The organism is Limnohabitans sp. Rim11 (assembly GCF_001269365.1).
GTDB lineage: Bacteria > Pseudomonadota > Gammaproteobacteria > Burkholderiales > Burkholderiaceae_C > Limnohabitans_A.
This window is the reverse complement of record NZ_CXOM01000004.1, coordinates 1-25,034: the sequence shown is the minus strand read 5'-3', so window position 1 is coordinate 25,034 and position 25,034 is coordinate 1. Positions and strand designations below refer to the sequence as shown.

Sequence of the window (25,034 nt, the reverse complement as noted above, 5' to 3'; positions counted from 1 at the left end):
CCTTAACCAATGGCTTGAGCGGGGTCGACGCTTAGGGCTGCTCGAATTGCCAAGGTACTAGCGAGCGCACAAATGAGCATGGTGAGCGCAAAACCAAGCACGGCATCTTGATTCAAGAGCAACACAAACTTTGGAAAGATGGGTGCCCAAATGGTTGCAGAAATCTTGCCCACAACAAAACCAATAACGCCAAGTCCTAATGCCTGCTGCAAAATCATCCAAGCAATAGTGAGGTTTTGGGTTCCAATTAATTTGAGGACTGCAATTTCTCGGATCTTGCCCAACGTCATGGTGTAAATAATAAAGGCCACAATGGCAGCACTCACAACGGCAAGAATGACGAGGAACATGCCAATTTGTTTTGCTGACGTCGCAATTAGTTTTTTGACTAAAATTTCTTCCATGTCTGCACGGGTATAAACCGTCAGGTGTTTCCAACGTCTGATAGGCTCGGCTACTGAATGTGGGTCCAAGCCTGGCGCAATGCGAACCAATATGGCATTGACATTTCGACTGCTGGTTTGTAAATTTTGCACAGACTCAAGCAAGCCAGGCACTGAAGGACGATTGAAGCTTGGATTGAGAGACGTTCGGAGTCGATCGTTGACGATGGCATCGTTGTCCTTTAAAAACTGCGCTTCTTGTGCGTCTTTCAGTGGAATGAAAACCATAGGATCGCCGCCAGAGGACACCATCCTTTGCGTCACACCTACAACCCGGTAAACATGTCGCCTAATTTGAAGTTGATCACCCACGCGAAAGCCTGTTTTTAAATCAACAACAGCCTCGTAGTGGCTTTGATTCAGATGACGACCATCTACCAAGTGTGTAGGCTGACCGGGTAAAAGTGGCATGCCAGGTTCAATGCCTACCACCATGCTGCGAGTTTCTTGCTCGTTTTGCGCCCATTGCGCCTTCAACGGACTAACTTGCATCGTAAAGTAGGTAATGTTGGCAGCTTGAGACACGCCGGGCATACCAGCCACCCCACGCAATATGTCGTCCTTCAAACTTGAAGATTCAGCATAAGGCCCTTGCGTGTCTTTTTGCACAACCCACAAATCTGCACCGCTGTTTTCGAGCAAGGCTTGTGCATCATCCACCATGCCCCTGAACACCCCAGCCATGGTGAGGGTGACACCGATCAAAAGTCCTAGGCCAATGCCCGTGAGTAAAAACTTAGCCCAGTTGTGCCTGATATCGCGTGCGGCCAAGCTGATCATGACTGGGGCTTCTTGATCAGTGCATCAACAATTTGAAATCGAGTGGTGGCCTTGATTGTTTTTTCACTGTAAACAAGCACCTCATCGCCCTGCTTTAAACCACTGACAACCTGAACCCAACCATCGTGGCTGTATGCGCCCCAAATGACATCGGAAAAGGTAAGTTGCTTGCCATCTACTTTCCAAACACCCGTTCGCCCCTGATACTGCTGCACACTGGCTTGAGGAACGCTTAAAGCTGGCGTGGATGGTTTTAGGCTCAGGGTCACTTCTGCCATTTCACCCATCGATAAATTAGGGGGCAATTGATCAAATGCCACTTGTGCAATTCGCTCTTCTGTCACGGCATCGGACTGCCATTCAACACGCACCACTTTGCCGTTCAAAGACTGGTGCGGATTGGAACGCAAAACAATTTGAGCTGGCACGCCAATGGCCAGGCCTTGCGATCGACCTTGGTCAACTCGCATTTTGACCCATAGGCTGTTGGGCTGCGCCAATCGCAAAACAGCCTGGCCGGCAACCACTGTGCTTCCAGCTTCTGCGTCGCGACTGATGACCACTGCATCTGCAGGGGCTACAAGGCGCATCGAATTTCTTTGTAACAAAGCAGCCTGTTTGTCTGCCTGTATTTTCTGAATATCTTGTGCGGCTGATGCCAGGTTTGCTTTTGTTATTTTCAAGGCTGCATGGGTTGAAATGAGTTCTTGCTCTCGAATTTCGAGTGCCCCTTGGCTGATAAAGTTTTGACGGGCAAGTTCTTTTTGTCGTGCCAAATTGAGTGCTGCAACTGATTGACGCGATTGCGCATCTTCATTTTGGGCCTGTGCATTGTCCAAATAACTGAAAGCTTTGGCCAACGCGGCTTCTTGCGACGCAAGCCGCTGATCGAGGTCCAAGGGGTCCATTTCGGCAAGCAACTGCCCTGCTTTGACATGCTGTCCAACCTTGGCATCAATATGCAAAACTCGACCCGCTGACAGAGGGCCAAGGAGCCATGTTTGTTGAGCTTCTAGAACACCAATACCAAAAATAGAATGGGTTAAAGTTTTGTTTTCTACGCGAATGGTCGTTATTTTGACCGGCGCTAAAGGTCCTAGGCGAAATACGACAAACACCATACCAGCGATCAAAACCAAGGCGCTCAAGAGCACATAAAGCTGTTTTGAGCTAAGCAGAGAGGAAATTTTCATGAGCTTTCACAATACAAATTGAGTCATTCATTTGCTCTTTAAAAGCAAAGACTTATTCTCTGTTTTTACAAAGTGAAACAGTTGACCTATGTCAACTTAGGGTTTAGCTCATGAATTAACTTTAAGCTTCACCAAGCTCGATTGATGTGATCCTGGTGTGGGCCAATCAACAAGTACCTGGACTCATGGAACCAATCGGGTCAACAAGCCATCTGGGGTCAGCATAGCGCGGCGATGACCATTTGCGCTCAATGCCAACCAATCCATCGAAGTGACTTTGAAATTCAAGACAGCCAAATGATGCTCGGACAGAGACTCTGAGGACTTGAGAGCTGAGCCTTCGCAAGTCGATTGAATGTGTCCGGGTGGCAAAGCACTCAAATAGTCCGCACGAGAGGGCGATTGCTTGATGCGCTCCCAAGCGGCATTGACTTGCTCGCCTTCTAGCTCAACGGTGGTTAGCGCAGACACACGCAACTGCCAATTGAGCCGCTTGTTCCAAAAGGTCAATTGAGCCATGGGTTGCGCCACAAGTTCTGCACATTTCGGAGAACGTGCATCTGTGAAGACACGCAGGTTATACGCAGGCGCATCCGCTTGCCTGAGCACCCCACGGTTCGTGCCTGGGGACCATTATTGCCAAGGCCTTGTGTGGCCAGTGTAGGGGCACGCCATTCGTGATGCCTGTCGTGGGGAGCACGCGAAAGTTCTTGCCATAAACGATGAATCAATTGATCGTCAGGTATCTCAAAATTATTCATAGTCATGTAGATTTAGTTATGCATTCCAACATCAGAACCTTCCCTTACTGCGACTGCGTCTTGTCGGTGGATTGAAATCACTTGGTTTGTCCTGAACCCATTGAATGAACTTGGCGATTTCAGGATGTGCTTGAAGGGCTTGTGTGCTGGCGTATTGACGGGCCAATTCGGTTTCTGTGAACAAAGCATGAACTTGCTTATGACAAGCGCGGTGTAAAAAAACTGTCTCAACACCACCCCTGGATTTGGGCGTCAAATGATGTGCGTCTCTTAAAGCTGCAGGGATGGGGCGATCACAGAGCGCGCAGACAGCCAGCTCAGTTGCTTTGTCTGGGTATGAGTGAGTTCTAGCTGCAGACTGCAACCGTTTGATTCGACCTTGAGCCATTGCACTAAAGCTTGAATACTTTGACCAACATAGTCAGCACTTGCAGGGCTTGCATTTGTATAAGCATATTGCAACTGGTCCGCAAGTCGATATGACAAGAATGCCTTGTCCACTATTGTTACCGGGGAATGCTGAAAAACAGTGATCAATCTACCAGAGCAGTGTGGGCGGTTAGTGCTAATCTGAATGTAAAAAAAAGCGCTTACGAATGTTCGTAAGCGCTTTTTGAGGTTTTGGTGGGCAGTACAAGTTTCGAACTTGTGACCCCTGCAGTGTGAAGACTCCTTTAGACCACTACTTTCCTCAATGAATTCATTGACTTAGCTGCGTTCTGGTAACTCAAAGTAGTATAGAAGTAGTATGGTTGTGAAATTAAAATTCAAATCAATTTGCTTGATTCAAGTTTGATTTTTTAAGATTTCTTAACAACTCTTTGAATCGTGTTTGAAAAGTGATCATTCACGGCTTTCTTAATCGCCTTCATGTCGCGCCTTCTAAGGGCCGTCGCAATTTCTTCATGATCTTCTAACGCACCTCGCCAGTTATCTGGTGTGCTGTTGCCACTGTAGCGCAAGCTGCGCATACGCTTACTGAGAATGCTGTGAACCATCATCAACGATTCATTTCCGGACATTTCAACCAACGCGTCGTGTATTTTTTGATTCAATTCAAAATATTCTGGTCGCTTGCCTTTAACAAACAAGGTCTTCATTTTCTCGTGCATGGCAAGCACATGGTCAATGCGCTTTTGATCCGCCTTACAAGCCTTTTGGGCCGCAAAACTTTCGAGCATGCCCATCACCTCCAGCATGTCGGCAGCATCTTTTGGACTAAATGACTTGACCACGGCCCCCCGCAAAGGCAGCAGCTCAACCAAGCCTTCTGAGGCCAAGACCTTCAATGCTTCGCGAATAGGCGTTCTGGAAACTCCGAGTTCCTTGCTGATTTCCAACTCCGGCACCTTTTCACCAGGCTTGATTTGGGATTCCACAATCAAACTTCTCAAACGGGCTGTGACCTCTGAATGCAAAGAGGTTCGGGCGATTGGGTCCATGTTGGCCATTGGCTGCAATTCAAAAACTGAGGGTATTAACGGATATTGTGAATTCTACGAGATTCACTATACTGCAATCCGTAATTACAGATTACCAATTTATTTGATGTCCACCGCAACTGCGCTTCATCCTGCCAAACGATTGATCGTTGACGCCCATCATCACTTCTGGGATCTGTCAAAAAACTACCATCCTTGGCTGCGTGATGAACCGCCTATCGCTTTCAGATACGGCAGCTACGAATCCATCAAGAAGAACTATTTGATGACGGATTACCTTCACGACTCAAATAAATACCAAATACAAGGTTCGGTTTACGTAGAAACAGAATGGGATCCAAGCGATTCAAAAGGGGAAGTTCAATACATTCATGAACTTCGTCAATCACAAGCACTCCCCACCGTTGCAGTCATGCATGTCCGCTTGAATGACATTGATGCGGCGCAGAAATTAGAATTTCAAAGTACCTTCGATTTCGTGAAGAGCATCCGCCACAAACCCAAAGCAAATGCCAAGCCTGGCATGGCTGAAGAAGGCGGCATGATGGACAAAGCCTGGCGTCAAGGGTTCGAAGCACTTAACAAATTTGGCTTGCGTTTCGATTTGCAAACGCCTTGGTGGCATATGCATGAAGCACAGTCATTGGCTCAAGCCTACCCCAATACCGCGATCATCATCAATCACTCAGGATTGCCAGCCGATAGAAGCACAGAAGGTATTGAAGCTTGGTCGAAGGCCATGAAAATGGTCAGTTATTGTCCCAATGTTTCAGTCAAAATTTCAGGCATTGGTGTTCAAAACAGCCGATGGACTGCGCAAGCCAACGGGCATATTGTTAAAACCCTGATCGATTTATTTGGCATTGATCGGTGCATGTTCGCCAGCAATTTCCCGGTTGACAAAATATGTGCAAGTTATGAAGAAATATTCACGGGGTTCGAGGAAATGGTCTCGGACCTGACCGTTGGCGAACAAGACAAACTGTTCAGACTTAACGCCATCCGAACATACGACATGGGACTCGTATGAACAGCCGACCCACTATTGCGTACATCGGCTTGGGCTTAATGGGACTCCCCATGGCCAAACACTTAATAAGCAATGGCTATGAAGTACATGGCTACGACATCCATCCAGACCAGATGGCAAAGGCTCAAAGCGCAGGCGTTGTCACACATTCAAATTTACAATCTGTAGCACAGTCCGGCCAAGTAATTCTGCTTAATTTGCCAACCTTCACAGCCATCAAAGACGTAGTGTTTGGAGAGAACGGTATTGCTAAGGTAGTTGATGCCACACAATGCGTGATTGATTTTTCGACCAATCCTGTAATTGAAGGATGTGAATTAATCAAGAAATTTAGAAACCAAACCCACTGCGCTTGGTTGGATGCACCTGTATCGGGCGGCCCCGCTGCGGCAGCCAGCGGCAACTTAACAGTCATGCTGGGCGCACTGCCCGATGAATACTCAAAAAATGAAGATTTGTTAAAGACAATTTCGGGGCAATTAACCCTGATAGGTCCGCCCGGCAGTGGCTTGGTTGCCAAGACGCTCAACCAACTAATTGTGGGGTGCTTGCATGCTGTGATTGCAGAGTCGGTGTCTATTGCCAAAAAATCGGGCATCGACGCCAATTTAATTCCAACAGCTTTAGCGGGTGGCCATGCTGACGGCGTGTTGATGCAGCAAATTTTCCCACGAATGATGGCTGCCGATTTTGCACCGCGCGGCTATGCCAGGCAACTGCTCAAAGACTTGGAAATGGTCAACAGCTATGCAACCGATTTGAAGGTGCCCGTTCCCATGACATCGCAAGCACTGACCCTCTACCGCATCTTGATTGAAATGGGTCATTCCGAGCTAGACACCAGCGCCATTCTTAAAGTCATTCAACGTTAATTTCTGCAACCCAAAAGGAGACAACTATGAAGTTCAAATTGAAAAGCTCAATGTTCTTGGCACTTGCTTTTGCAAGTTCATTGGCATGTACCTCAGCATTTGCCCAAACAAAACTACGATACGCCCACGTAGGCGTTGCCAACGCGCCGCAAACCATTTATGCAGACGAAGTTGCCAAACTTGTCAAAGAAAGAACAGCTGGTCGAATTGAAATTCAGGTTTTCCCTAACTCTCAATTAGGGGGTGTGGGTGAAATGGTTGACGGCATTAAAGCAGGCGCCATTGCAATGGGCCACCACGATTTTGCGTCATTAGGCAAGATTGTGCCCGCCACCGCGGTATTCAATACGCCCTTTGTTTACCGTGATCCAGAGCATAGCCTGCGAGCCACTGACTCAAGAAGCTCCAAGGCTTTGCAGGAAATTAACAAGCAATTGGTTGACAAAGGCGGCATGAGAATTGTTGGTAGTTTTTTCCAAGGCACAAGGCAACTCACCTCCAAAGAAAAGGTATTGTCGCCCAAGGACATGGCTGGCAAAAAATACCGTGGCGTGCCCGTCAAGCTGTGGTCATCCATGTTGACAGGCATGGGCGCTGTAGCAACGCCCGTTGAAGTGTCCGAATTGGCAACAGCCCTTGCAACAGGCTTGGTGGTTGGACAAGAAAACCCCTTGCCCAACATTTTTAATTTGAAACTCTATGAGGGTCAAAAGTACGTGATGATGACAAGTCACATGCAGTCTGTCTTGTCTGTGTTTGTCAATGAAAAGATTTGGCAAGGTATTTCGGCCGCTGATCGCAAAATTATGGAAGACACCATGGCTGAGGTGGGCCGCAAAACCCTGGACTGGGACAAAGAAACATCAGCGAAATACAGAAAAGATTTGGAAGCCAAGGGCATGATTTTTGTCGAAAGCAAAGATGGCCTTGACTTAGAAGCATTTAGAAGATCTGTACTGGCCCAAGTAAACAAAGATTTTCCTGAATGGACAACTTACATCGAAGAAATTCGTAACGTGAAATAAACAAGATGACGCGACTCCTCGAATTGATCAGAGCCTCCGTACGGGGATTGAGCGTCTTCTTGCTGCTCATGTTGATCCTAACGCCGCTTGCGCAAATTGTGATGCGCGGTGTCTTTGGGGTCCCCATGAGCGGCGCTGAAGAATTGGCCAGATACTTTTTAATCTGTCTGTCTTTTTTAGCGGCTTCTTATGTCACACGCGATGGCGGACAAATTTGCATGGAAGAACTACAAGCCATGCTGCCAGAAAAGCTACGCTGGCTCATTCAAATGCTGATTGAATTTTTAGGCATTGTATTTTTTGGTTCCATTTGCGTAGCATCTATCGTGACAATTTCAAGAAATTTAGAGAATCAAACTGCAACTTTAGAAATGCCGTTTTACATCTTTATGGCCCCTCTGGCATTGGGCATGTTTTTACTTGCGTTGGAAACCTTGATGGTCCTCATTCACCTCGTTCAAACAGGACGAGCCAACGACAAAACAACCAATTTAACCTAAGGAAGCACAGTGGCTGGATATCTCGTAATTGCTTCGTTCTTGACGCTTTTTCTGCTCGGATTTCCGGTTGTTCTTGCGATTGGCCTCCCCTGCTTGGCCTATCTTTTTATCAATGGAATTCCCGTTGATCTTGTTGCGCAACGAATGCTGTACTCCCTGGATTCGTTTCCGCTAATTGCAGTTCCAGTCTTTCTGTTTGTCGGCAGTGTGATGAATTGCTCTGGCATTTCACACTACATCTATCAATTTGCAAATACGGCTGTTGGCCGATTACCTGGTGGATTGGCGCAGGTCAATATTTTTGGAAGCCTGGTTTTTTCTGGCATTTCTGGCTCGGCACTGGCAGATATTGGTGGACTGGGCAGAATTGAAATTGATGCCATGCGCCAAAAAGGATTCAATGTGCCTTTTGCCTGTGCAGTGACCAGTTCATCGGCCATTATTGGTCCCATTTTTCCACCCAGCATTCCACTCATCATTTACGGCACAGTCACAGGAGCATCTGTCTTGCAGCTTTTGCTGGGCGGCATATTGCCGGGACTCATTTGCACAGCCATGCTGATGGGAACCGCGGCCTGGCTGGCCAAACGAAGAAACTATCCAAGGGCTGAAAGGTGGCCAACTGCCAAAGAGTTCTTGACTGACATGTGGCCTGCCATTCCTGCACTTGCGGCGCCTGTTTTGCTAACTGCTGGCATGTTGGGTGGGTGGTTTACACCGACAGAGGTTGCATCGGTTACGGTTGCTTACACAGTTTTTATTGGCTTTTTCTACTACAAAAAACTCACCTTAGATGGATTGCGTATTGCCGCATTTGAGACCATTCGAGCCACCTCGGGTATTTTGATCATCGTCGCTGTTGCAGCACTCTTTGGTTGGATTTTGTCAGTTGAACAAATTCCCCAACAAATTACAACAGCAATGCTTTCAGTATCCAAAGATCCTTATGTATTGCTTTTCATTGTGAACGTGATGCTGTTAATTGTGGGCATGTTTTTAGACAGTACCACCGCCATTTTGGTCATTGCCCCCATCATTGCCAAACCCCTTATTGCCGCTGGCGTCGATCCAGTTCATCTTGGCATGGTGGTTGTGTTCAACCTGATGATTGGCTTGGTCACACCGCCCATGGGTCTGTCACTTTATTTGGTTGCAGACATTGCCAAAGTAAAGATGCGCGATGTCTTAAAAGAAATGCTTCCGTTCTACGTGCCGTTGGTTGGCACCTTGATCTTAATCACGTATGTGCCATGGATCACCACCGTGGTACCACGCTATTTCATTCAGCAATAACATCCTAAGTGTTCAAGTCACTCCTTCATTTAAACTCAATATGACTCAACCCACCATCGCTCTATTTACCGGCGATCCTGCCGGCATCGGCCCCGAACTGGTTCAAAAACTCTTGAATCACAGCACGGCCCAACAAGCCGCCAAAATTATTCTGATTGGCCAAAAAGACAGCGTCACTGCAACGCCCCATGCCAGTTGGCACAATTGGTCAGGCTTCAATTCTCCTCCCTTTCCAAGGGCTGTTTACGATGCCAACAATGGCGCCTATATGATTGCGGCGCTGGCAGAAGGTGCAGCATTGGTCCGTGACGGCAAAGCCGATGCATTTTGTTTTGCACCGCTTAACAAAAGTGCACTTCGAATGGGTGGCATGCATCAAGAAGATGAGTTGCGCTGGTTTGCAGAATTCCTAAATTACGACGGTGTATGCGGGGAACTCAATGTCTTGCAAGACCTTTGGACTTCTCGCGTGACATCGCATGTGGCGCTTAAAGAAGTGAGCAGCTTGCTCAGCAGCCAGAAAGTGTTTGAATCGATTGAAATGATTACAAAGGCTTTAAAGGCCTCGGGCAAAACTTCGCCACGGCTGGCTGTTTGCGGCCTCAACCCCCACAACGGCGACAACGGCAACTACGGTGATGAAGAAATCAAAATCATTGCCCCCGGTATAGAAATGGGCATCAAAGCCGGCATACCCGCCGACGGCCCCTTCCCTGCCGATACCGCCTTTGTACGCGCCATTCGCAAAGAAGGCGGCTACGACGGCGTCGTCACCATGTACCACGATCAAGGCCAAATCGCCATGAAGCTCATGGGATTTGAAAAAGGCGTCACTGTTCATGGTGGCTTGCCCATCCCCATTACAACGCCCGCGCACGGCACCGCCTACGACATTGCAGGCCAAAACTTAGCCAACCCACAAGCCATGTTCAACGCATTTGAATTGGCATGCCGCATGGGTCAGCACCACCGCCAATCCAAATAATCGATCACTTAATCGTTTTTAAATAGAAGGACGGACTTCATGAAAAAATACATTGCTTATTTGCTGACCGCCACACTCTGCAGCTTAAGTAGCCTTACTAGCCTAAATAGCTTTGCACAAAGCACCTACCCCACCAAGCCCGTTAAGCTCATGGTGGGTGCTGGCGCTGGTGGCGGCACCGATATCATTGCACGCATGCTGGCTGAAAAAATGACAGAGTCTCTGAAGGGCTCTTTCATTGTGGAGAATAAACCCGGTGCCTCTAACACCATTGCGGCCGACTTAACTGCCAAGGCTACACCCGATGGACATACACTTTTAGTTGCGACCAATACAGGACAAGCCATTGCGCCGCATTTGATCAAATTGTCGTTTGATCCCATGAAAGATTTAACACCTATCGGATTGGTAGTGACTGTTCCCAATGTATTGGTGGTGGGCTCAAACGTGCCGGCTAACAGTGTGAAGGAATTGGTAGCACTGATGAAAGCAAAACCTGAAGACTTTAAATATGCATCTTCTGGTGTCGGCAGCACTCAACACATCGCAGGGGAAGGCTTTGACATAGCAGCTGGCGTTAAAAGCGTTCACGTACCCTACAAGGGCAGCGCGCAAGCTCACTTAGACATCATTGCAGGCAATGTGCAGATTATGTTTGATACCACCTCATCTGCAATGGGGCAAATCAAAGCTGGAAAATTTAAACCTTTGGCTGTGACCACTGCACAGCGCTCCGCTGAATTGCCCAATGTACCCACATTGTCGGAAGCTGGGGTCTCGGGTTTTGAGATGAGTACTTGGTATGGTGTTTTTGTTACTGCGGGAACGCCACCTGATGTCGTAGCTAAGTTGCAAACTGAACTGGCGCGAATCATTAAGTTGCCTGATGTTCAGACCAAACTCAAGGGTTTGGGGGGAGAACCAGGAAATATGAGCCCAGATGAATTTAGCAAAATGAACAAGCAAGATTTTGAAAAATTCGGAAAGTTGATCAAGCAAGCTAATATCAAGATGTGAGAAGTTCAAAAGGGCAACTCTCGGGATTTTAAAAAAACTCTCTAAGTACTAATTAATTTCAAAAATTTGTACTTTTATAGGGTCAAGCGTAAAGAGTCTTTGCGCTTGTACGTTTTAAATTTTTATCGATGGATCTCCACTGGGTAACTCAGACAATTTTTGATTGAAAACATATTCTTAAAAATTGCATGCACGCACCATGTCTGCGACATGAATTTCAAACCAACCAATTGGATAATTTAATGTAGTCATAGAGGTCACAAGTTTGGGTAACTTGAAATCTGTGTTGCTCACGTAGCGTGAGCATATTCATTTTCGTAAGCGAAAGTTATTCTGTTTTCCCTTCAAAACTGAACTGAAGAATCAAGAAAATTTGAGACGAAAAAAATGCTTCCATGGGAAGCATATAGAAAAGATCCAGAAATGGAAACCTGAAGACTACCTAAGGTATTGATAGTCTTCAGGATTTTGAGTTGTGGTGGGCAGTACAAGTTTCGAACTTGTGACCCCTGCAGTGTGAAGACTCCTTTAGACCACTACTTTCCTCAATGAATTCATTGAGTTAGCTGCTTCTTGGTAACTCAAAGTAGTATAGAAGTAGTATGGTTGTGAAATTTAATTACTGCTGATTTCTCTCGGTAATTTTCAACGCATTTGAAATCAGCAATCCTGTATTGAAGCACAATGAAAATTCTAAAGTTCTAATTAATTTCAAAAATTTGTACTTTTATATGGTCAAGCGTAAAGAGTCTTTACGCTTGTGCATTTTGAATTTTTTATCAAAGCCACCAAAATCGCTCCGATTGGGCCAAAGTATATGGAGTTTTCTCATCCGCCGATAGAGTAATCTGCGTCAAGCCAGTGGAGATTTGTATGAACAATTCCGAATCCAAAAAGCGACTGTTGGCACTTCAGAAGTCCAAATTTTTATCCATAGAAATTCAGGACGCTTTGCGCTTTGCTATCGAGAAGCTTTCCGACGCTGAATACCATGATGCGCAAATTTCAAAGCCTGTCATGGCAAACAAACGATGGAGTCAAGCTGAAGAAAATCAGCTTGTCGAATCTCTGCTAGCTGGAAACTCCATAGAACTTATCGCAACCAATCTATCCCGAAGCACCAACAGTGTCTTCAGCAGGCTACATCTTCTTGGTGTCATTTCGATCAACAGTTCCAAGGCGATTGATATCAAGTATCGCGATGATGGCTCCAAGGAAAAAAACATAGACATTGATCTCAACCGAAAGTGCATTGAATGCGCTGAACTGGTTGGCCCAAAGCGCCTGAAAAAGAATCCAAACTTCTATCGTTGTGAGCCGTGCCAATTGCAGTTTGAGGCAAGTCGAAAAAGTGTATAGAGTTTTCGCTGTAACTTCTATGGAGAACAGCGATGGAAAAAACAAGACAAGAACTATTCGAATTGGTCTGGTCAATGCCCATGACCAAACTCTCCAAACAATTCGAACTTAGTGATGTTGGGCTGAGAAAGATTTGCATCAAAAATCAGATCCCTCTGCCACCTCGAGGTCACTGGATTAGAAAGCAATTCGGTAAAGAGGACCCTACCCCTGACTTACCTAAAAGAAATTTTAATCCTACGATCAAGTTGAACGACGAGTACAAAATTCAGTTCAATCGTGAGATTTCTGAAGCAAAAAAAGTCGCCAAACAATTGGCACTAAATCCTCCAACTACAACTCTTCGAAAGCCTGATCAACTTAACCACGAGAGATGCATTACTGCATATGAAGAGGTAAAAGAATTTATCTTAAGTATGGAAGCAAAACAAAGCATAGTGAAATTTTCTTCAATCAAAGACAAACCACCAAGCTTTCCTCCAACAAATATTTTTTCATTAGCATATTTCCGATCTTCTAAAGAAGGATTCCCGCTTTACGCGACAGCAAGAAACGCAATTCGTGCAATCTGTTGAATGGCAACGCAAAGTGAGCCACTTTGAAGAGAATTTGCATCCAAATTTGAGCCACCCCAATCGCCTATCCTGCTTAATTTTTGAGCAAGGATGGGCAAGGAGTGATCAACGTGGGAACTTTGAGCAAATTACGCAGACTTGTCCTTCGCGACAAGGTCTCCATCCGACAAGCTAGCCGTCAACTTGGCATCTCTCGCAACACCGCAACTCGGTGGCTTCAACAACCAAGGCGGCAATGCGCCCGATCAGCTCCAGAGGTGTGAGGGTGAGCTCGTTTGCCCTAGGGCCGCGCGGATCACTGGCAGGCTCGCTATGCTGTTTGGCACAGCGGTACACCAAATCGTTGCCCGCCTTGCGCAGCCGCTCTATCGAAAACGGCGGCCGGGCGCAATAGCGCAGCAAGCGCTCTAGGCCAGCGCGGTCGTACGCCTCGATGCGCACGCTGGTGACTCTGCGGGCAACTGCCTGATCCGTTACTGGTCAAAAATCAGCTCGCCAAGTTTTGCGCAAAGTTGAGGGTGTACTGAATAAAGTCATCGCGGCGCTCAATTTGTACCCAGTGCCCGCAATTGGCAAAAATGTGCAGGTCTGCGTTCGGGCAGCTGTTTGCAATGCGGATGCCGCACTCCAATGGCACACGCTTGTCGTGTTGCCCGTGCAACGCCAGGATGGGCGTAACAATGGTGCGCAAATCTTCTTCAGGAATGCCCTTGACCTCACGCGTCTGCCCACCCTGAGCCGGCTCGGGAAAGAGCTTGCGATACGCCTCCATGCCACCATCCAGTTGCGTGACCTCGTGTCGCAGACGCACCATTTCGTCGGTGACAAACGAGGTGTCGTAAGGAAAGGTGCGTAGCAGCTCGGCCATGTTATCCAGTGAAGGCTCGTAATACCAGGAGCGCGCCATCGTGGAATTTTGTGTGAAGCTGCCTGCAGGCGTGCCCATCAGTACCATACGGTCAACGCGGTGCGCATTGCGCATCGCCAGCGCCAGCGCCAAAGCACCACCGAACGAATTGCCGACCAGTACGGCTTTCTCAACATTGACTGCATCCATGAAGCCGAGTAGGTGCTGTACCCACAGCTTGATGCTGTACTTTGTTCCTTCAGGTCGTTCCGTGAACCCAAAGCCAATGATGTCCGGTATCAGCACGCGAAAGTGTTTGGCAAAATCGTGCATCACATCATGCCAATTTTCCCATCCAGTCACGCCTGCACCCGAACCGTGCAACAGGATCATAGGATGACCTTTCCCAAGCTCGTGGTAGTTGGTACGCACACCGGCCGCAACAATGGACTTGCCAACGGCCGGGTGATTGCTGGATGCGGTAGTCATCATGCAGTCTCCTCAAATAAGTCAAACCGAACGAGAACCGGTACCACCGTCGCTCATAAAAATTTCGCCCGTCACAGCGCGGGCGTTGGCGGCACTGGCCAGCAACACATAAAGGCCGGTGTGGTCTTCGGGCTGTTGTGCAAAACCGAGCGGTACACCAGCGGCCATTTTTTCGTGGAAAGCCGCAGGATTGGCATTGATACTGCGCTCAGTCTGACCCAATGCATCGGTTCCACTGAGCCCTGTGAGCGTGCCACCGGGGCCGACGCCGTTGACGCGGATGTCGGGTGCCAATTCGAGCGCCAGTTGTTTGACCATGCCGACCACCGCATGTTTACCCATTGTGTAAAGGATGCCGCCGCCTCCTGCGTTGAAGCTGGCCACGGATGCGGTAAAAATGATGCTGCCCCGGCTGGCGATGAGTGCCTCTCGCCCAGCCATTGCCGCATACAGATAGCCCCGGAGGTTGATGGCAAAGAGTTCGTCCATGGTGGCAGCCATTGATTCGCCGGTATAGCTTCGCAGTGGCCGGCGGAAGTCGAACACTCCGGCATTTCCAACAACCGTGTCGAGCCTGCCAAAGAGCGAAAGTGCCAGCTTCACAGCCTCTTCATTGCAAGCGTAGGATCGAACATCACCAGTTACAGTGGCAATGCGGCATCCATACGTTTTGGTCAATGTACTGAGCCCTGACGCATCACGATCCAGTGCAACGATGCCCCTTACGCCTTCTTTCAGATACCGTTCGGCAACCGCACGGCCTATGCCATCTCCTGCACCAGTGATGAAAGCCACCTGTCCGTCAAGCCAACCGCTCATGATTGCATTCGCCTAAAGAAAAACATTGAGGTTCTTCGCCAGAAGCACGGTCTGCGTGATGACAATCTCTCGCGAGGCAATACGTAACGTGCCGTCGTTGCTGCGCCGAAGAATATCGCTTCGCCGTCCTGTTAGCCAGAACTCTTCAGCCTCACCACGGCCACGGCAGTTGATGAAGGCAGAGTACGCCTTGAACTCATCCGGTTTGTCTGTCATCTCCACCTCGATGTTGGAGATGACATGACATGCACGCGTCGGTGGATCTTCTGCCCAGGCAGTCGGGTCCATAAAACGGGTCACACGTCTGCGCAAGTTGAGCATGTCATCGTCAAAAAACGCCATGCGTTTAGGATCTAGCCGTGGCGTCTTGTCCTTGCGGTGTCTGGCCTGTATGCCTGGCATCCAGTAGTGAATATCGTCGGTCATCATGCCTAGCCACTCTTCGTAGCGTTCTTCGTCGAGAATACGCGCTTCTCGATACAAAAACTGGCTGACTTCGAATACCAGCGCCATGCTTGGCATCGGAGCTAGTTGTGGCGCAATGGGTTTCTTGAGAGCAGGCGTTTCTCCCATGGCGAATTTCATGATGCGCCCACCCTTTCGTCGCACATCAGTTCCAGCCATTTGCGGTAGAAGGCCAACTGGTTGGAGTCGTTGTATTTGCGCAGATGTACATTGCCCTTTAGTTCGCCGTGCTCAATACGGCTGTCCATGCCCAAGCCATAGTGCAGTTTTTGCCGCCGTGTGACGACGCCCTGGTTGGTGGAGGTCGCGTTTTCCCAGTTGTCACCATCATCCATTTCCAGCACACCCGATGGTGAGAAACTGCGCATCACGCCCTTCATGTACATGTTTTTCAATGCATCAGGCGCAGACTTGTTGACCAGTACCCACGTGTGCAGCTCAATCTGCGATGGTCCTTTGGGATGCCAGGTGCGAAAAGTGTTTTGCCCTGGAAGAAAGGAAGTATGTGGAAACAGGTTGGCTGAACTGATGGAACCAATCATGCGCGAGCGCAGCTTGCCCAGCCTCAAAGCGACCTTCGCTTCGTTCTCCTTCAGATAATCAAGGATGTCCTGCTCACCAAGCACCATCGCGTTTCCTATCATGTCCAGACCGAACTGCCAGCTGTGGCCATTCATGTTCGCTTGGTAAGCCTTGGTTTGATCCGACTTGGCCACGCCCTGGCCGAAAAGTGCCACCGCGCCCGAGTTGTGTGTCCATGCGGCGTGATAAGAGTCTCCAGCGAAATTTTCAGCGGGGTACTTCCAGTTGCACTGCATGCGTGACTTGATATTGCCAGGTAAAAATTCTGTGCCGCCTACGTCGTTGTCCAGCAAAACATCCAGGTACCAACGGTAGTCACCGAGGAACTGCTCCAGACTTTCTGCCTCCTCGTTGAAGGTAGCAAAAACCAGCCCCTTGTAGCTCTCAACGCGCGCCCTGCGAATGCCCAGTTGCGTCTTGTCGAAGTCTTTACAGGTGTTTTTGTAGACCTCTTCCTGTGGCAGTCCGACCAGCGAGCCGGCACTGTCAAAAGTCCAGCCGTGGTAGTTGCAGGTAAATCGCCGTTTGTTGCCGGCTTCGGCCAGACAGATCTTGTTGCCTCGGTGTGTGCACGAATTGAGGAAGACATTGACCTTGCCATCTTGAGCGCGTGTCACGATCACGCCGTCTTCGCCCATGAATGTGGTGAGGAAGTCGCCGTAATTGGCGACTTGGCTGTCGTGGGCGACAAACAGCCAGGTGCGCGCAAAAATGCGCTCCAGTTCCAAGCCGTAAATCTCGTCGTCCCAATACAGGCGGCGGTCAATGCTGCCGCACTCAAAATCAACAAGCTTGCGTAGGGTCTGCGTATCCAGCGGCTGCTTCTGGATCGACTTTTGCCTCATAGGGATGATGGGAATGGTTGTAGGCATAAATATAAATCCGTATTTGTTTGAGGTCAGACTGCTGTCATTTCCGGTTCACCAAAAACTTCTGCAAAGCCCAGCCCGGTGACCCATTGCGGACCGTGCTCATAGGCAATAACACGGCCTTGGTGGCCGGGTAGTGCGCCCATCATGCAAAGAAAGTTACGTATTTCCCAAGCACCGTTGCCGCCCTGCTCAAAAACTTCGGCGTCGCTCAGTTTCAGCATCGCCTCTGCATTACCGCTTGAGACGCAGCCAAGCACCCACCTGTCAAAGGTTTCATTTACCTTGCCCATCTCAGGCAGGCCAACCCAGTGGCTGATACCGCCCGAGCCTATGACCACAACGCGTTCATCTTCAGGCCAAGCCTCAACTGCCAAGCGGATCATCCGACCCAATTCGTAAGCACGGCGCATGGGCAGAAGAGGTTCGACACCACTGGCCAAGTAAACAGGAACAACGCCCTTCACGTCCGCATTCGGCAAGGCGCACAACCGTGCGGGCACACCTATTGAGTGGTCAACCCGCAGTGTCTTGGCAACTGCCCAGTCAAAGCCATGGGTGCGCCCGTATTGAGCGATGTGCAGGGCGAGCGCGGTGTTATTGGGAATGCTGCCTTGGGAAATGTCGGGGAAGCGTTCATACGGACCGCTGACATCGCCTATGCCGATAAGGTAGCTAGGCAGGCAGCTCGGCCCGAAGAGCACATAGTGGTCAGCGCCGATGACGATCACCGATGTCGCGCCCAGCTCGCCAATGCGGTTGCCGATGTGGTCATAAGCCGCGCGTACGCGTTTTTGTGCGTCGTTCCATTTCTCCTTCGGCATGTAGAACACGCCGGGTTCGTGCGGCATGGTGAAGCCGCCAACAATGTTTGCCATCTTGTATCTTTCCCTGAGTTCAAGCAGTTTCGCGGCTGCGCTCAAGGTAGGCAACGCGAGTCTTGACTGGTGCATTCATCATCCAAAAGCCATAAGTGAGCAGGGGGCTGACACCGGCTTTCAGCAGACCTGCCATGTTGAAGCTGCGGATCATCTCAGATTCTGAAGCATCGACACCATAGCGCTTTAAAAAGGCAGCCGCGTCTTCACCAAATGCCGTACGTGCTTCGCGCTTAACGCCCAAGTCGTACAGCACCAGCTCCATGGCATGTGCGCTCATGCTGTAACCTCAATCCACTTCGACGCCTGCGCCGCGGACGATCTTGCCCCAGCGCTCATGGTCGCGTTTGATGTAGTCGGCAAACTCGGTTGGCGAGAACTTGCGCGGCACAGACCCTTCTGTCGCCATGCGTTCTAGCAAAGCCTTGTCATCCATGGCCTTGTTCAGTGCGGCAGCCAGCGTGGCGATGATATCTGGCGCAGTGCCCTTGGGGGCCGACAGGCCGAACCACGAGGTGGCCACAACTTCAGGCAGGCCCTGTTCGGTGAAAGAAGCGATGCCCGGGGCTGCAGGTGAACGCTCTATCGATGTCACGCCATAGGCGCGCAATTTTTCGGACTTCACGTGAGGCAGGGTACCGGGCATGCTACCAAAGTAAAGCGGCACCTGGCCAGTCAGCAGGTCCTGTAGGGCAGGTGCTTCGCCGCGGTACGGCACGTCGCGGAACTTCGCGCCAATAGCATTGAAGAACATGGCTGCCGTGAGGTGCGAGAAGCCGCCCTTGCCGGTGGTGGCCACAGGCGTTTCCTTGTCCTTAAGGGACCGTACCAGTTCCTGCAGGTTTTTGGCCGACGCGCCGAAGGGTGCCACTAGCACAATCGGTGCTTCGCTGATGAAGCCGATGGGCACGAACTCGTCGATTTTGTAGGGCATCTTTTTGAAGAGATGCGGGTTCACCGAGAAAGTGGTTGCTGTCGCCAGCAGTATGGTGTAACCGTCCGACGGAGCCTTCGCGACTGCATCGACGCCAATGATAGTGGCTGCGCCGCCCCTGTTGTCGACGATAACTTCCTGCCCAAGCAGGGTCGACATGTTGCGCGCGACCTGACGCGCCACTACATCGGTGGTACCACCTGCTGGGAACGGCACAACCAGCCGGATTGGCTTTTCGGGGTATTTGGCCCATAAGGTTGCGGGTGCTGTAAATGCAATTATTGCGCTGGCAAAAGCCATGCAGGCCATCAATCGGCTTTTCATCGCTGTCTCCTAGTTAAGGTTTTCAAATCATCCGGCTGCGTCCGGCCCAGTAAGGGTCGCGCAGCTTGCGCTTCATTAATTTTCCAGAGTCATCTCGCGGCAGTTCTTGCATAAACAAATATTCTTTGGGTACCTTGAGGCTGGCGAGCTTACTGCGCAAAAAAATGTTGATTTCAGTTTGCGATGGCTCTAAGCCGGGTGAGGGTTTGATGAAAGCCAACAGCCTTTCGCCAAACTCCTCATCCGGAATACCTATGACAGCACAGTCGGCCACACCAGGATGCTCAATCAATGCACATTCAATTTCCGCAGGATAGATGTTCACACCACCAGAAATGACTATGTCCTTTTTACGGTCAACCAAGAAGAGGTAGCCTTCGCTGTCGAGGTAACCAACATCACCGTTGGTGACCATGCCCTCGCGGCCAATGTCCACTCGCTGCGATTCGGCATTCTGATATGTGAAGTTGGGCACACCCTGTAGTCCGACATAGATCTCACCGGTCTGGTTGGGACCTAATAGATCTCCGTTTTCGGCATAGATGCAGATGCTCCTTCCGGGCCAGGCTCGCCCCAACGTACCGGGGCGGTCAAGCCAGTCCCGCGTGGAAGCACGGGTAACCATGCCAGTTTCGGTAGCCGCATAGTATTCATGTAGCACAGGGCCCCACCAGTCAATCATGCCCTTTTTAGTCTCAAGGGCGCAGGGAGCCGCACCGTGAATGACGAATTCAAGAGAACTGAGATCGTATCGTTCGCGAACTTCCCTGGGCAAGCGAAGCAGTCTGACCATCATGGTCGGTACTATGTGCAGGTGTGTGATGCGGTCCTGCTCTATCAGTGCGAGCAACTCTTCGGCATCAAAGCGCGGCATGAGAACAATGCTACCGCCTGAACTAAGCACTGAGCGTGTGTAGGTGTTGGGCGCGCTGTGATACATAGGCCCGGCCATGATGGTGCGTACACCGGGCTTGAGGTCAAACCATTGCTTCGACAACTCGCTGAACTTGCGCGCTTCCTCGGGCGGTAAAGCAAAGCGTCGCACACCCTTGGGGCGACCTGTGGTGCCGCTGGTGTAGACGATGCTGCCTCGGCTCCCTACACGCGAGCGGTCATGTAGGGGCTGGGACCCATCGATCACTACATCTATGTCCAGTGCTGTTGCGGGCACAATGCAAGCGTCGACAGAAACTTCATATGCGCTACGGATGGATTCAGGTGTGCTAGCGACGATTGTGGCTACCCCTGTCGGCACCACATGAGCAATTGATCGGTAAAGATCAGCGTGTGCGATCAGGGCTTTGGCACCAGAGTCGCGAAGGATGTATTCGACCTCTTGTGGCATGAGATGCCAGTTGATGGGTACCGCATACGCACCAAGGATAGAGGTGGCAACCATGGCCTCCAGAAACGGAAGGTCGTTCCGCAATAACAGCGCTACGGCGCTGTCTTGCGTGACGCCCTTGTCGCGGAGTGCAGACGCCAGGCAGCTGCCGCGATGCCACAGGCTTTCAATGCTGAGCTTGCGTTTTCCTGCGGAGGCATACCCTGTAGAGGTTTCTGCTTGTTTGATAGCGCTATTCATATTGTCGAGGTTGTGGATCTGTTGTAACATACCGGCCAGTACTGATAACAATTTAACCCTAGCTAACGACATGCGTCAACCCCCGCATAAACCCTTGTTCAAAAATTCAGACTTTGTGGAGCGCCTGCGAATACCCGTGATCGGCTCGCCGATGTTTATCGTCTCTTCAAAAGAGCTGGTGGCCCGCCAGTGCTGCGCGGGCATTGTTGGCGCCTTTCCTGCGCTCAATGCAAGACCGCAGGAAGAACTCGCTATTTGGCTTGATTACCTCAACACGCAAATCGCGACGTGGAATGCCACTTCTCCGCCATGGCCTGCTGCGCCATACGCCGTCAATCTCATCGTGCATCCGTCCAATGAACGGCTGGCGCATGACCTGGATGTGGCGTGCCACTACCGTGTGCCGGTGGTGATCACCAGCCTCAACGCGCCTGGTGAAGTGGTTGATCGTGTGCACTCTTACGGGGGCATCGTCATCCACGATATTTCTTCAATGCGCCACGCACACAAGGCCATTGAAGCAGGCGTCGATGGGCTTATTCTTGTATGCGCAGGGGCAGGTGGACATACCGGCACGCTCAACCCGTTTGCATTCACACAGGAAGTACGCCGCGTATTTGACGGTCTCATCGCCGTGGCGGGATGCATTACGCAAGGACAACAGGTGCTGGCCGTGCAGGCAATGGGGGCAGACTTGGCTTATGTGGGTACTCGTTTTATTGCTTCAAATGAGGCACAGGCCGACCAACGTTACCAAGACATGATCGTGAACGCGGCAGCTAGCGACATCGTCTGCACCAACGCCGTCACGGGACTTCCTGCCAACTACTTGCGTCCCAGCTTTATGGCGCTCGGTATGGACGTTGATGCGTTACCAGCGCGTCAGAGCTCATCGTTTGGGTTTGGCAAGCGTGGTGACGGAACAGAAGCCAAAGCGTGGCGCGATGTATGGAGCGCCGGGCAAGGTGTCGGTGGAATTGAATCAATAATGCCAGTTTTGGAGATTGTGAATCGTCTTGCAACTGAATATGCATCTGCGGTTCATAAGGTTGATCGACATCACTGAAGCCCAAGACTACATAGAATGCCCCGAAAAAAATATCTGATCCAGTGCCGCTTGGCGCATTGCAAGCTTTTGCTTTTCAGGATATGCAAAGATAAGGCGCAAACCAGCAGAGAAACAATAGTGCAAGCAAGCAAGGAGTTCGGGATCAACGCTGGAGCCAACCTGCTGATACAGCTGGGTCAAATAGTTCAAACGCTGACGATCAACATCCGCAACTACTTTTCTGACATCGGGGTTGACTCGCGCCCAGTTGCGGACGGCCAATTCAACTGCACCTCCGAATTCATCAATAGGAGAGTTGGTGCCAATAAAAGCGATCAAACGAATTTTTTCATGCGGAGATACGTCAGCACTCTCCACAATTTCGATAACGCGAAGAGTGGCATGTTGCTTCCATGCCTCTATCAAGCCGTGCAACAATTCTTCACGCGAGGAAAAGTGCCAGTAAAAACTTCCTTTAGTGACGCCAAGCGCTTTGGCCAACGGAGGAATCAACACCATGTCTATGCCTGAGGTGGCCAAAATTTTCATGCCTGCGCGTATCCAGTCTAAGGGCTGTAGATCAGGTTTGGGAAGTGACTTAGCAAAATCGCTAATCGCCGTTTTGCGACGAGAGGATTTTGCAGCCGTGGCTATTTTTTTGGCTGGAGCTATCTTTTTTGAAGCGGGCATATTGCTCTTAATGATCTATGACTAATTCCTGCGATTCAGGCGTACTTTCGGGCATCCGTGTGGTGGACATGGGCCGCTTCATCGCTGGCCCTTATTGTGCAACATTACTAGCAGACCTTGGCGCAGATGTCGTTCGGGTTGAACGTCCAGGCGGCGGCGAAGACCGTTACGTTGTGCCGGTTGCGCCTTCAGGCGAAGGTGGAAGCTTTTTGCAGACTGGACGCAACAAACGCTCGGTATGTCTTGACCTGTCCTCGGACTGTGGCAAGGAAGCGCTGCATGCGCTTATAGCCAAGGCAGATGTACTTGTGGCAAACCTGCCTGCCAGGCAACTACAAAAGCTTGGCGTGGATTACGACACACTTTCGGCTTTGTACCCAGCGCTAATCGTCACCACGGCAAGTGCTTATGGAGAGACGGGCCCGCTCGCAGGAAAGACCGGTTTCGACGGCATTGGACAAGCCATGTCCGGGGCGGCTTTCCTGTCGGGAAAGCCGGGAGCTCCTGTTCGATGGGCTGCAACTTACGTCGACTTTGGCACGGCCATCGCTTGCGCGTTCGGCACAATGGCGGCCCTTCGGCACAGAGACAAAACAGGCTTGGGGCAGCACGTACAAGGATCGCTGTTGCGCACTGCACTGACTTTTTTCAATTCTAATCTTATGGAATCATATGCCCGAGGTAAGGACCGTACACCCAGCGGCAACCGAGGTCAGCAAATGGCACCTTCCGATATATTTGCCGCACTCGATGGTCACGTTCTCATACAGGTTTTAGGTGATGACCAATTTCATCGACTAGCAAAACTTTTAGGCCGTCATGACTGGATTCACGACGCGACGTTGCTTGGCGATGCCGCGCGTGGCGAAAATGCCGAAATGATCTGTGAAGCGGTTAGCTTATGGACAGTAACGCGAAGTTGCGAGGAGGTGTTGAATGCCATGACCATCGCGCGCATCACTGCCGAACGGGTACTCACACCGCTAGAGGCGTTGGCGCACCCACACATGGCAGCAGCTTGTCTGTTTCAACACATGAGCTATCCGTCAATGCCGGGCACGGCACCTGTCGTTGCGCCACAGGTTGAACTGTCACGCTCGCCCGCAAGTTACAGACTTCGCGCACCCACACCCGGCGAACACACGCACGAGATACTTGCAGAGTTAGGCTACAGCGAAATGCAAATTGAGAAGGCAAGCCGCCCACGTCGGTAGCCTAGTTTCTGCACGGGTTGCCCCGTCAAGTCTGTTGTCGCCGACACTAATTTGCCACCTTTACCGATTTTTGCTAACCAGGGTTAGTGATCGTACAAGCGGCATAAGCATTCAGAACTCTCCACACAATGGGTGGCCACCGTTTTTCGGCACGCTTGGTCAACCTGGCGCCGGCGACAACACTCCTGGGAATCTGCGGGCCCGTCTTCTATCAACGACGGCTTTAGGGCACACATCAACCACTCATCGCGAAATTTTTAGTACTTTGCAGCATTCTGACTATTTTTACTATGCCTCTCATCCCCATGACCATGAAATTTAAAAACACAGTATTTCTCGTCATAAATCCACGGTTTTGAGCCGTTAGAAGGGTTTTTGTGCCGAATAAGATTGCCCTGCACCCAGAGCCTGCTGCTGCATGCCATGCAAATCAGCCTGGCTAAAACTACTTGACTGGGTAGGCCTGAGCACGGGTTGGGAGGTGGGTAATTGTGAGGGCCTGCCTGGGGCCACCGATCTTGGTTGAGGGGGTACCGAACTTTTAGCTGGGGGTGGCTTGGGGGTTGGTGGTTTTGGCTTTGGGGCTGGGGGTGCCTTAGGTATGGCTGTTGAATGGCATCCAAAACTGAGCCACTTTGAAGAGAATTTGCATCCAAATTTGAGCCACCCCAATCGCCTATCCTGCTTAATTTTTGAGCAAGGATGGGCAAGGAGTGATCAACGTGGGAACTTTGAGCAAATTACGCAGACTTGTCCTTCGCGACAAGGTCTCCATCCGACAAGCTAGCCGTCAACTTGGCATCTCTCGCAACACCGCAACTCGGTGGCTTCAAGAGGCAGAGGTTACGGTGCCCAGATACCCTAAGCGTCAGCAGACCTTCGGTGTTCTGGATCCCTTCAAGGATCAATTGAGCAATTGGCTCAAAGCCGACAGCTATCGAAACAAGCGAGAGCGCCGCGGCGTCAAAGCTTTGTATGAAGCGCTCCAGGCCATGGGGTACTCGGGCAGCAGCAC

General features: G+C 50.3%; 25 protein-coding genes and 3 pseudogenes. 13 read left to right on the top strand and 15 right to left on the bottom strand.

Going from position 1 to position 25,034, the window contains the following annotated elements; genetic code table 11:
* Window positions 1–2 precede the first annotated feature (2 nt).
* From AMM03_RS11165 to AMM03_RS14405, 5 genes and pseudogenes are all read right to left on the bottom strand, one after another.
* A complete protein-coding gene (locus AMM03_RS11165; protein WP_090131654.1) occupies window positions 3–1,223 on the bottom strand; it encodes an ABC transporter permease in 1,221 nt (406 codons plus the stop codon).
* A complete protein-coding gene (locus AMM03_RS11160) occupies window positions 1,220–2,416 on the bottom strand; it encodes an efflux RND transporter periplasmic adaptor subunit (RefSeq protein ID WP_090131652.1) in 1,197 nt (398 codons plus the stop codon). Before AMM03_RS11160 ends, AMM03_RS11165 begins: the two co-directional genes overlap by 4 nt.
* A gap of 183 nt (window positions 2,417–2,599) precedes the next feature.
* Entirely contained in the window at window positions 2,600–2,935 is a 336-nt protein-coding gene (locus AMM03_RS11155) for a hypothetical protein (RefSeq protein ID WP_194942863.1), read from the bottom strand.
* 1,042 nt (window positions 2,936–3,977) lie between these two features.
* Window positions 3,978–4,442: a GntR family transcriptional regulator gene (locus AMM03_RS11145; protein ID WP_228764677.1), complete on the bottom strand. Its 465-nt coding sequence runs from the start codon at window positions 4,440–4,442 to the stop codon at window positions 3,978–3,980.
* 24 nt (window positions 4,443–4,466) lie between these two features.
* Window positions 4,467–4,544, bottom strand: a pseudogene (locus tag AMM03_RS14405) (GntR family transcriptional regulator); the annotation flags it as partial.
* On the opposite strand from AMM03_RS14405, the gene AMM03_RS11140 reads away from it, so the two are divergent.
* From AMM03_RS11140 to AMM03_RS11095, 10 genes and pseudogenes are all read left to right on the top strand, one after another.
* Entirely contained in the window at window positions 4,507–5,649 is a 1,143-nt protein-coding gene (locus AMM03_RS11140; protein ID WP_369793709.1) for an amidohydrolase family protein, read from the top strand. The pseudogene AMM03_RS14405 and the gene AMM03_RS11140 overlap by 38 nt on opposite strands.
* Complete coding sequence (locus tag AMM03_RS11135) at window positions 5,646–6,521, top strand: NAD(P)-dependent oxidoreductase (protein ID WP_090131644.1); 876 nt, start codon at window positions 5,646–5,648, stop codon at window positions 6,519–6,521. The genes AMM03_RS11140 and AMM03_RS11135 overlap by 4 nt, the downstream gene beginning before the upstream one ends.
* A gap of 26 nt (window positions 6,522–6,547) precedes the next feature.
* Window positions 6,548–7,546 (top strand): TRAP transporter substrate-binding protein, encoded by a 999-nt coding sequence (locus tag AMM03_RS11130; protein WP_228764675.1) that lies wholly within the window; start codon window positions 6,548–6,550, stop codon window positions 7,544–7,546.
* Between the two features lie 5 nt (window positions 7,547–7,551).
* Window positions 7,552–8,046, top strand: a complete 495-nt coding sequence (locus AMM03_RS11125; protein WP_090131641.1) for a TRAP transporter small permease — start codon at window positions 7,552–7,554, stop codon at window positions 8,044–8,046.
* A 9-nt stretch (window positions 8,047–8,055) separates the two neighbouring features.
* Window positions 8,056–9,339 carry a TRAP transporter large permease gene (locus AMM03_RS11120; protein ID WP_090131639.1) on the top strand — a complete coding sequence of 428 codons (1,284 nt, stop codon included), beginning with the start codon at window positions 8,056–8,058 and terminating at the stop codon, window positions 9,337–9,339.
* A 40-nt stretch (window positions 9,340–9,379) separates the two neighbouring features.
* Window positions 9,380–10,324, top strand: a complete 945-nt coding sequence (locus tag AMM03_RS11115; protein ID WP_090131638.1) for a 4-hydroxythreonine-4-phosphate dehydrogenase PdxA — start codon at window positions 9,380–9,382, stop codon at window positions 10,322–10,324.
* Window positions 10,325–10,363: 39 nt separating this feature from the next.
* Window positions 10,364–11,341 (top strand): Bug family tripartite tricarboxylate transporter substrate binding protein, encoded by a 978-nt coding sequence (locus tag AMM03_RS11110; RefSeq protein ID WP_090131636.1) that lies wholly within the window; start codon window positions 10,364–10,366, stop codon window positions 11,339–11,341.
* A gap of 873 nt (window positions 11,342–12,214) precedes the next feature.
* Window positions 12,215–12,700 carry a hypothetical protein gene (locus AMM03_RS11105; protein WP_090131635.1) on the top strand — a complete coding sequence of 162 codons (486 nt, stop codon included), beginning with the start codon at window positions 12,215–12,217 and terminating at the stop codon, window positions 12,698–12,700.
* Between the two features lie 32 nt (window positions 12,701–12,732).
* Window positions 12,733–13,275, top strand: a complete 543-nt coding sequence (locus tag AMM03_RS11100) for a hypothetical protein (protein ID WP_090131634.1) — start codon at window positions 12,733–12,735, stop codon at window positions 13,273–13,275.
* Window positions 13,276–13,385: 110 nt separating this feature from the next.
* A pseudogene (locus tag AMM03_RS11095) lies at window positions 13,386–13,535 on the top strand (helix-turn-helix domain-containing protein); the annotation flags it as partial.
* Here AMM03_RS11095 and AMM03_RS11090 read toward each other — a convergent pair.
* From AMM03_RS11090 to AMM03_RS11050, 9 genes and pseudogenes are all read right to left on the bottom strand, one after another.
* Window positions 13,498–13,716, bottom strand: a pseudogene (locus AMM03_RS11090) (transposase); the annotation flags it as partial. The pseudogenes AMM03_RS11095 and AMM03_RS11090 sit on opposite strands and share 38 nt — an antisense overlap.
* A gap of 46 nt (window positions 13,717–13,762) precedes the next feature.
* Entirely contained in the window at window positions 13,763–14,614 is an 852-nt protein-coding gene (locus AMM03_RS11085; protein ID WP_228764674.1) for an alpha/beta fold hydrolase, read from the bottom strand.
* Window positions 14,615–14,632: 18 nt separating this feature from the next.
* Window positions 14,633–15,430, bottom strand: coding sequence for an SDR family NAD(P)-dependent oxidoreductase (locus AMM03_RS11080; protein ID WP_090131632.1), 798 nt, complete (start codon window positions 15,428–15,430; stop codon window positions 14,633–14,635).
* Window positions 15,431–15,442: 12 nt separating this feature from the next.
* A complete protein-coding gene (locus AMM03_RS11075; RefSeq protein ID WP_228764673.1) occupies window positions 15,443–16,015 on the bottom strand; it encodes a 3-phenylpropionate/cinnamic acid dioxygenase subunit beta in 573 nt (190 codons plus the stop codon).
* Window positions 16,012–17,349, bottom strand: a complete 1,338-nt coding sequence (locus tag AMM03_RS11070; RefSeq protein ID WP_228764672.1) for an aromatic ring-hydroxylating oxygenase subunit alpha — start codon at window positions 17,347–17,349, stop codon at window positions 16,012–16,014. Before AMM03_RS11070 ends, AMM03_RS11075 begins: the two co-directional genes overlap by 4 nt.
* 26 nt (window positions 17,350–17,375) lie before the next feature.
* Entirely contained in the window at window positions 17,376–18,224 is an 849-nt protein-coding gene (locus tag AMM03_RS11065; protein WP_090131630.1) for a DODA-type extradiol aromatic ring-opening family dioxygenase, read from the bottom strand.
* A gap of 19 nt (window positions 18,225–18,243) precedes the next feature.
* Window positions 18,244–18,504, bottom strand: coding sequence for a hypothetical protein (locus AMM03_RS11060; protein ID WP_090131628.1), 261 nt, complete (start codon window positions 18,502–18,504; stop codon window positions 18,244–18,246).
* Between the two features lie 9 nt (window positions 18,505–18,513).
* Entirely contained in the window at window positions 18,514–19,482 is a 969-nt protein-coding gene (locus AMM03_RS11055) for a Bug family tripartite tricarboxylate transporter substrate binding protein (RefSeq protein ID WP_090131626.1), read from the bottom strand.
* Window positions 19,483–19,504: 22 nt separating this feature from the next.
* The gene (locus tag AMM03_RS11050; protein ID WP_228764671.1) at window positions 19,505–21,097 is read right to left on the bottom strand and encodes an AMP-binding protein; all 1,593 of its coding nucleotides are present in this window, start codon (window positions 21,095–21,097) and stop codon (window positions 19,505–19,507) included.
* 40 nt (window positions 21,098–21,137) lie between these two features.
* On the opposite strand from AMM03_RS11050, the gene AMM03_RS11045 reads away from it, so the two are divergent.
* Window positions 21,138–22,133: an NAD(P)H-dependent flavin oxidoreductase gene (locus AMM03_RS11045; protein WP_090131625.1), complete on the top strand. Its 996-nt coding sequence runs from the start codon at window positions 21,138–21,140 to the stop codon at window positions 22,131–22,133.
* Between the two features lie 9 nt (window positions 22,134–22,142).
* On the opposite strand, the gene AMM03_RS11040 is transcribed toward AMM03_RS11045, so the two are convergent.
* Complete coding sequence (locus AMM03_RS11040; RefSeq protein ID WP_090131623.1) at window positions 22,143–22,805, bottom strand: TetR/AcrR family transcriptional regulator; 663 nt, start codon at window positions 22,803–22,805, stop codon at window positions 22,143–22,145.
* 17 nt (window positions 22,806–22,822) lie between these two features.
* On the opposite strand from AMM03_RS11040, the gene AMM03_RS11035 reads away from it, so the two are divergent.
* Window positions 22,823–24,019: a CaiB/BaiF CoA transferase family protein gene (locus AMM03_RS11035; RefSeq protein ID WP_090131621.1), complete on the top strand. Its 1,197-nt coding sequence runs from the start codon at window positions 22,823–22,825 to the stop codon at window positions 24,017–24,019.
* 722 nt (window positions 24,020–24,741) lie between these two features.
* Window positions 24,742–25,034 (top strand): helix-turn-helix domain-containing protein (locus AMM03_RS11030; protein ID WP_194942861.1); only part of this gene is annotated, 293 nt, incomplete at its 3' end.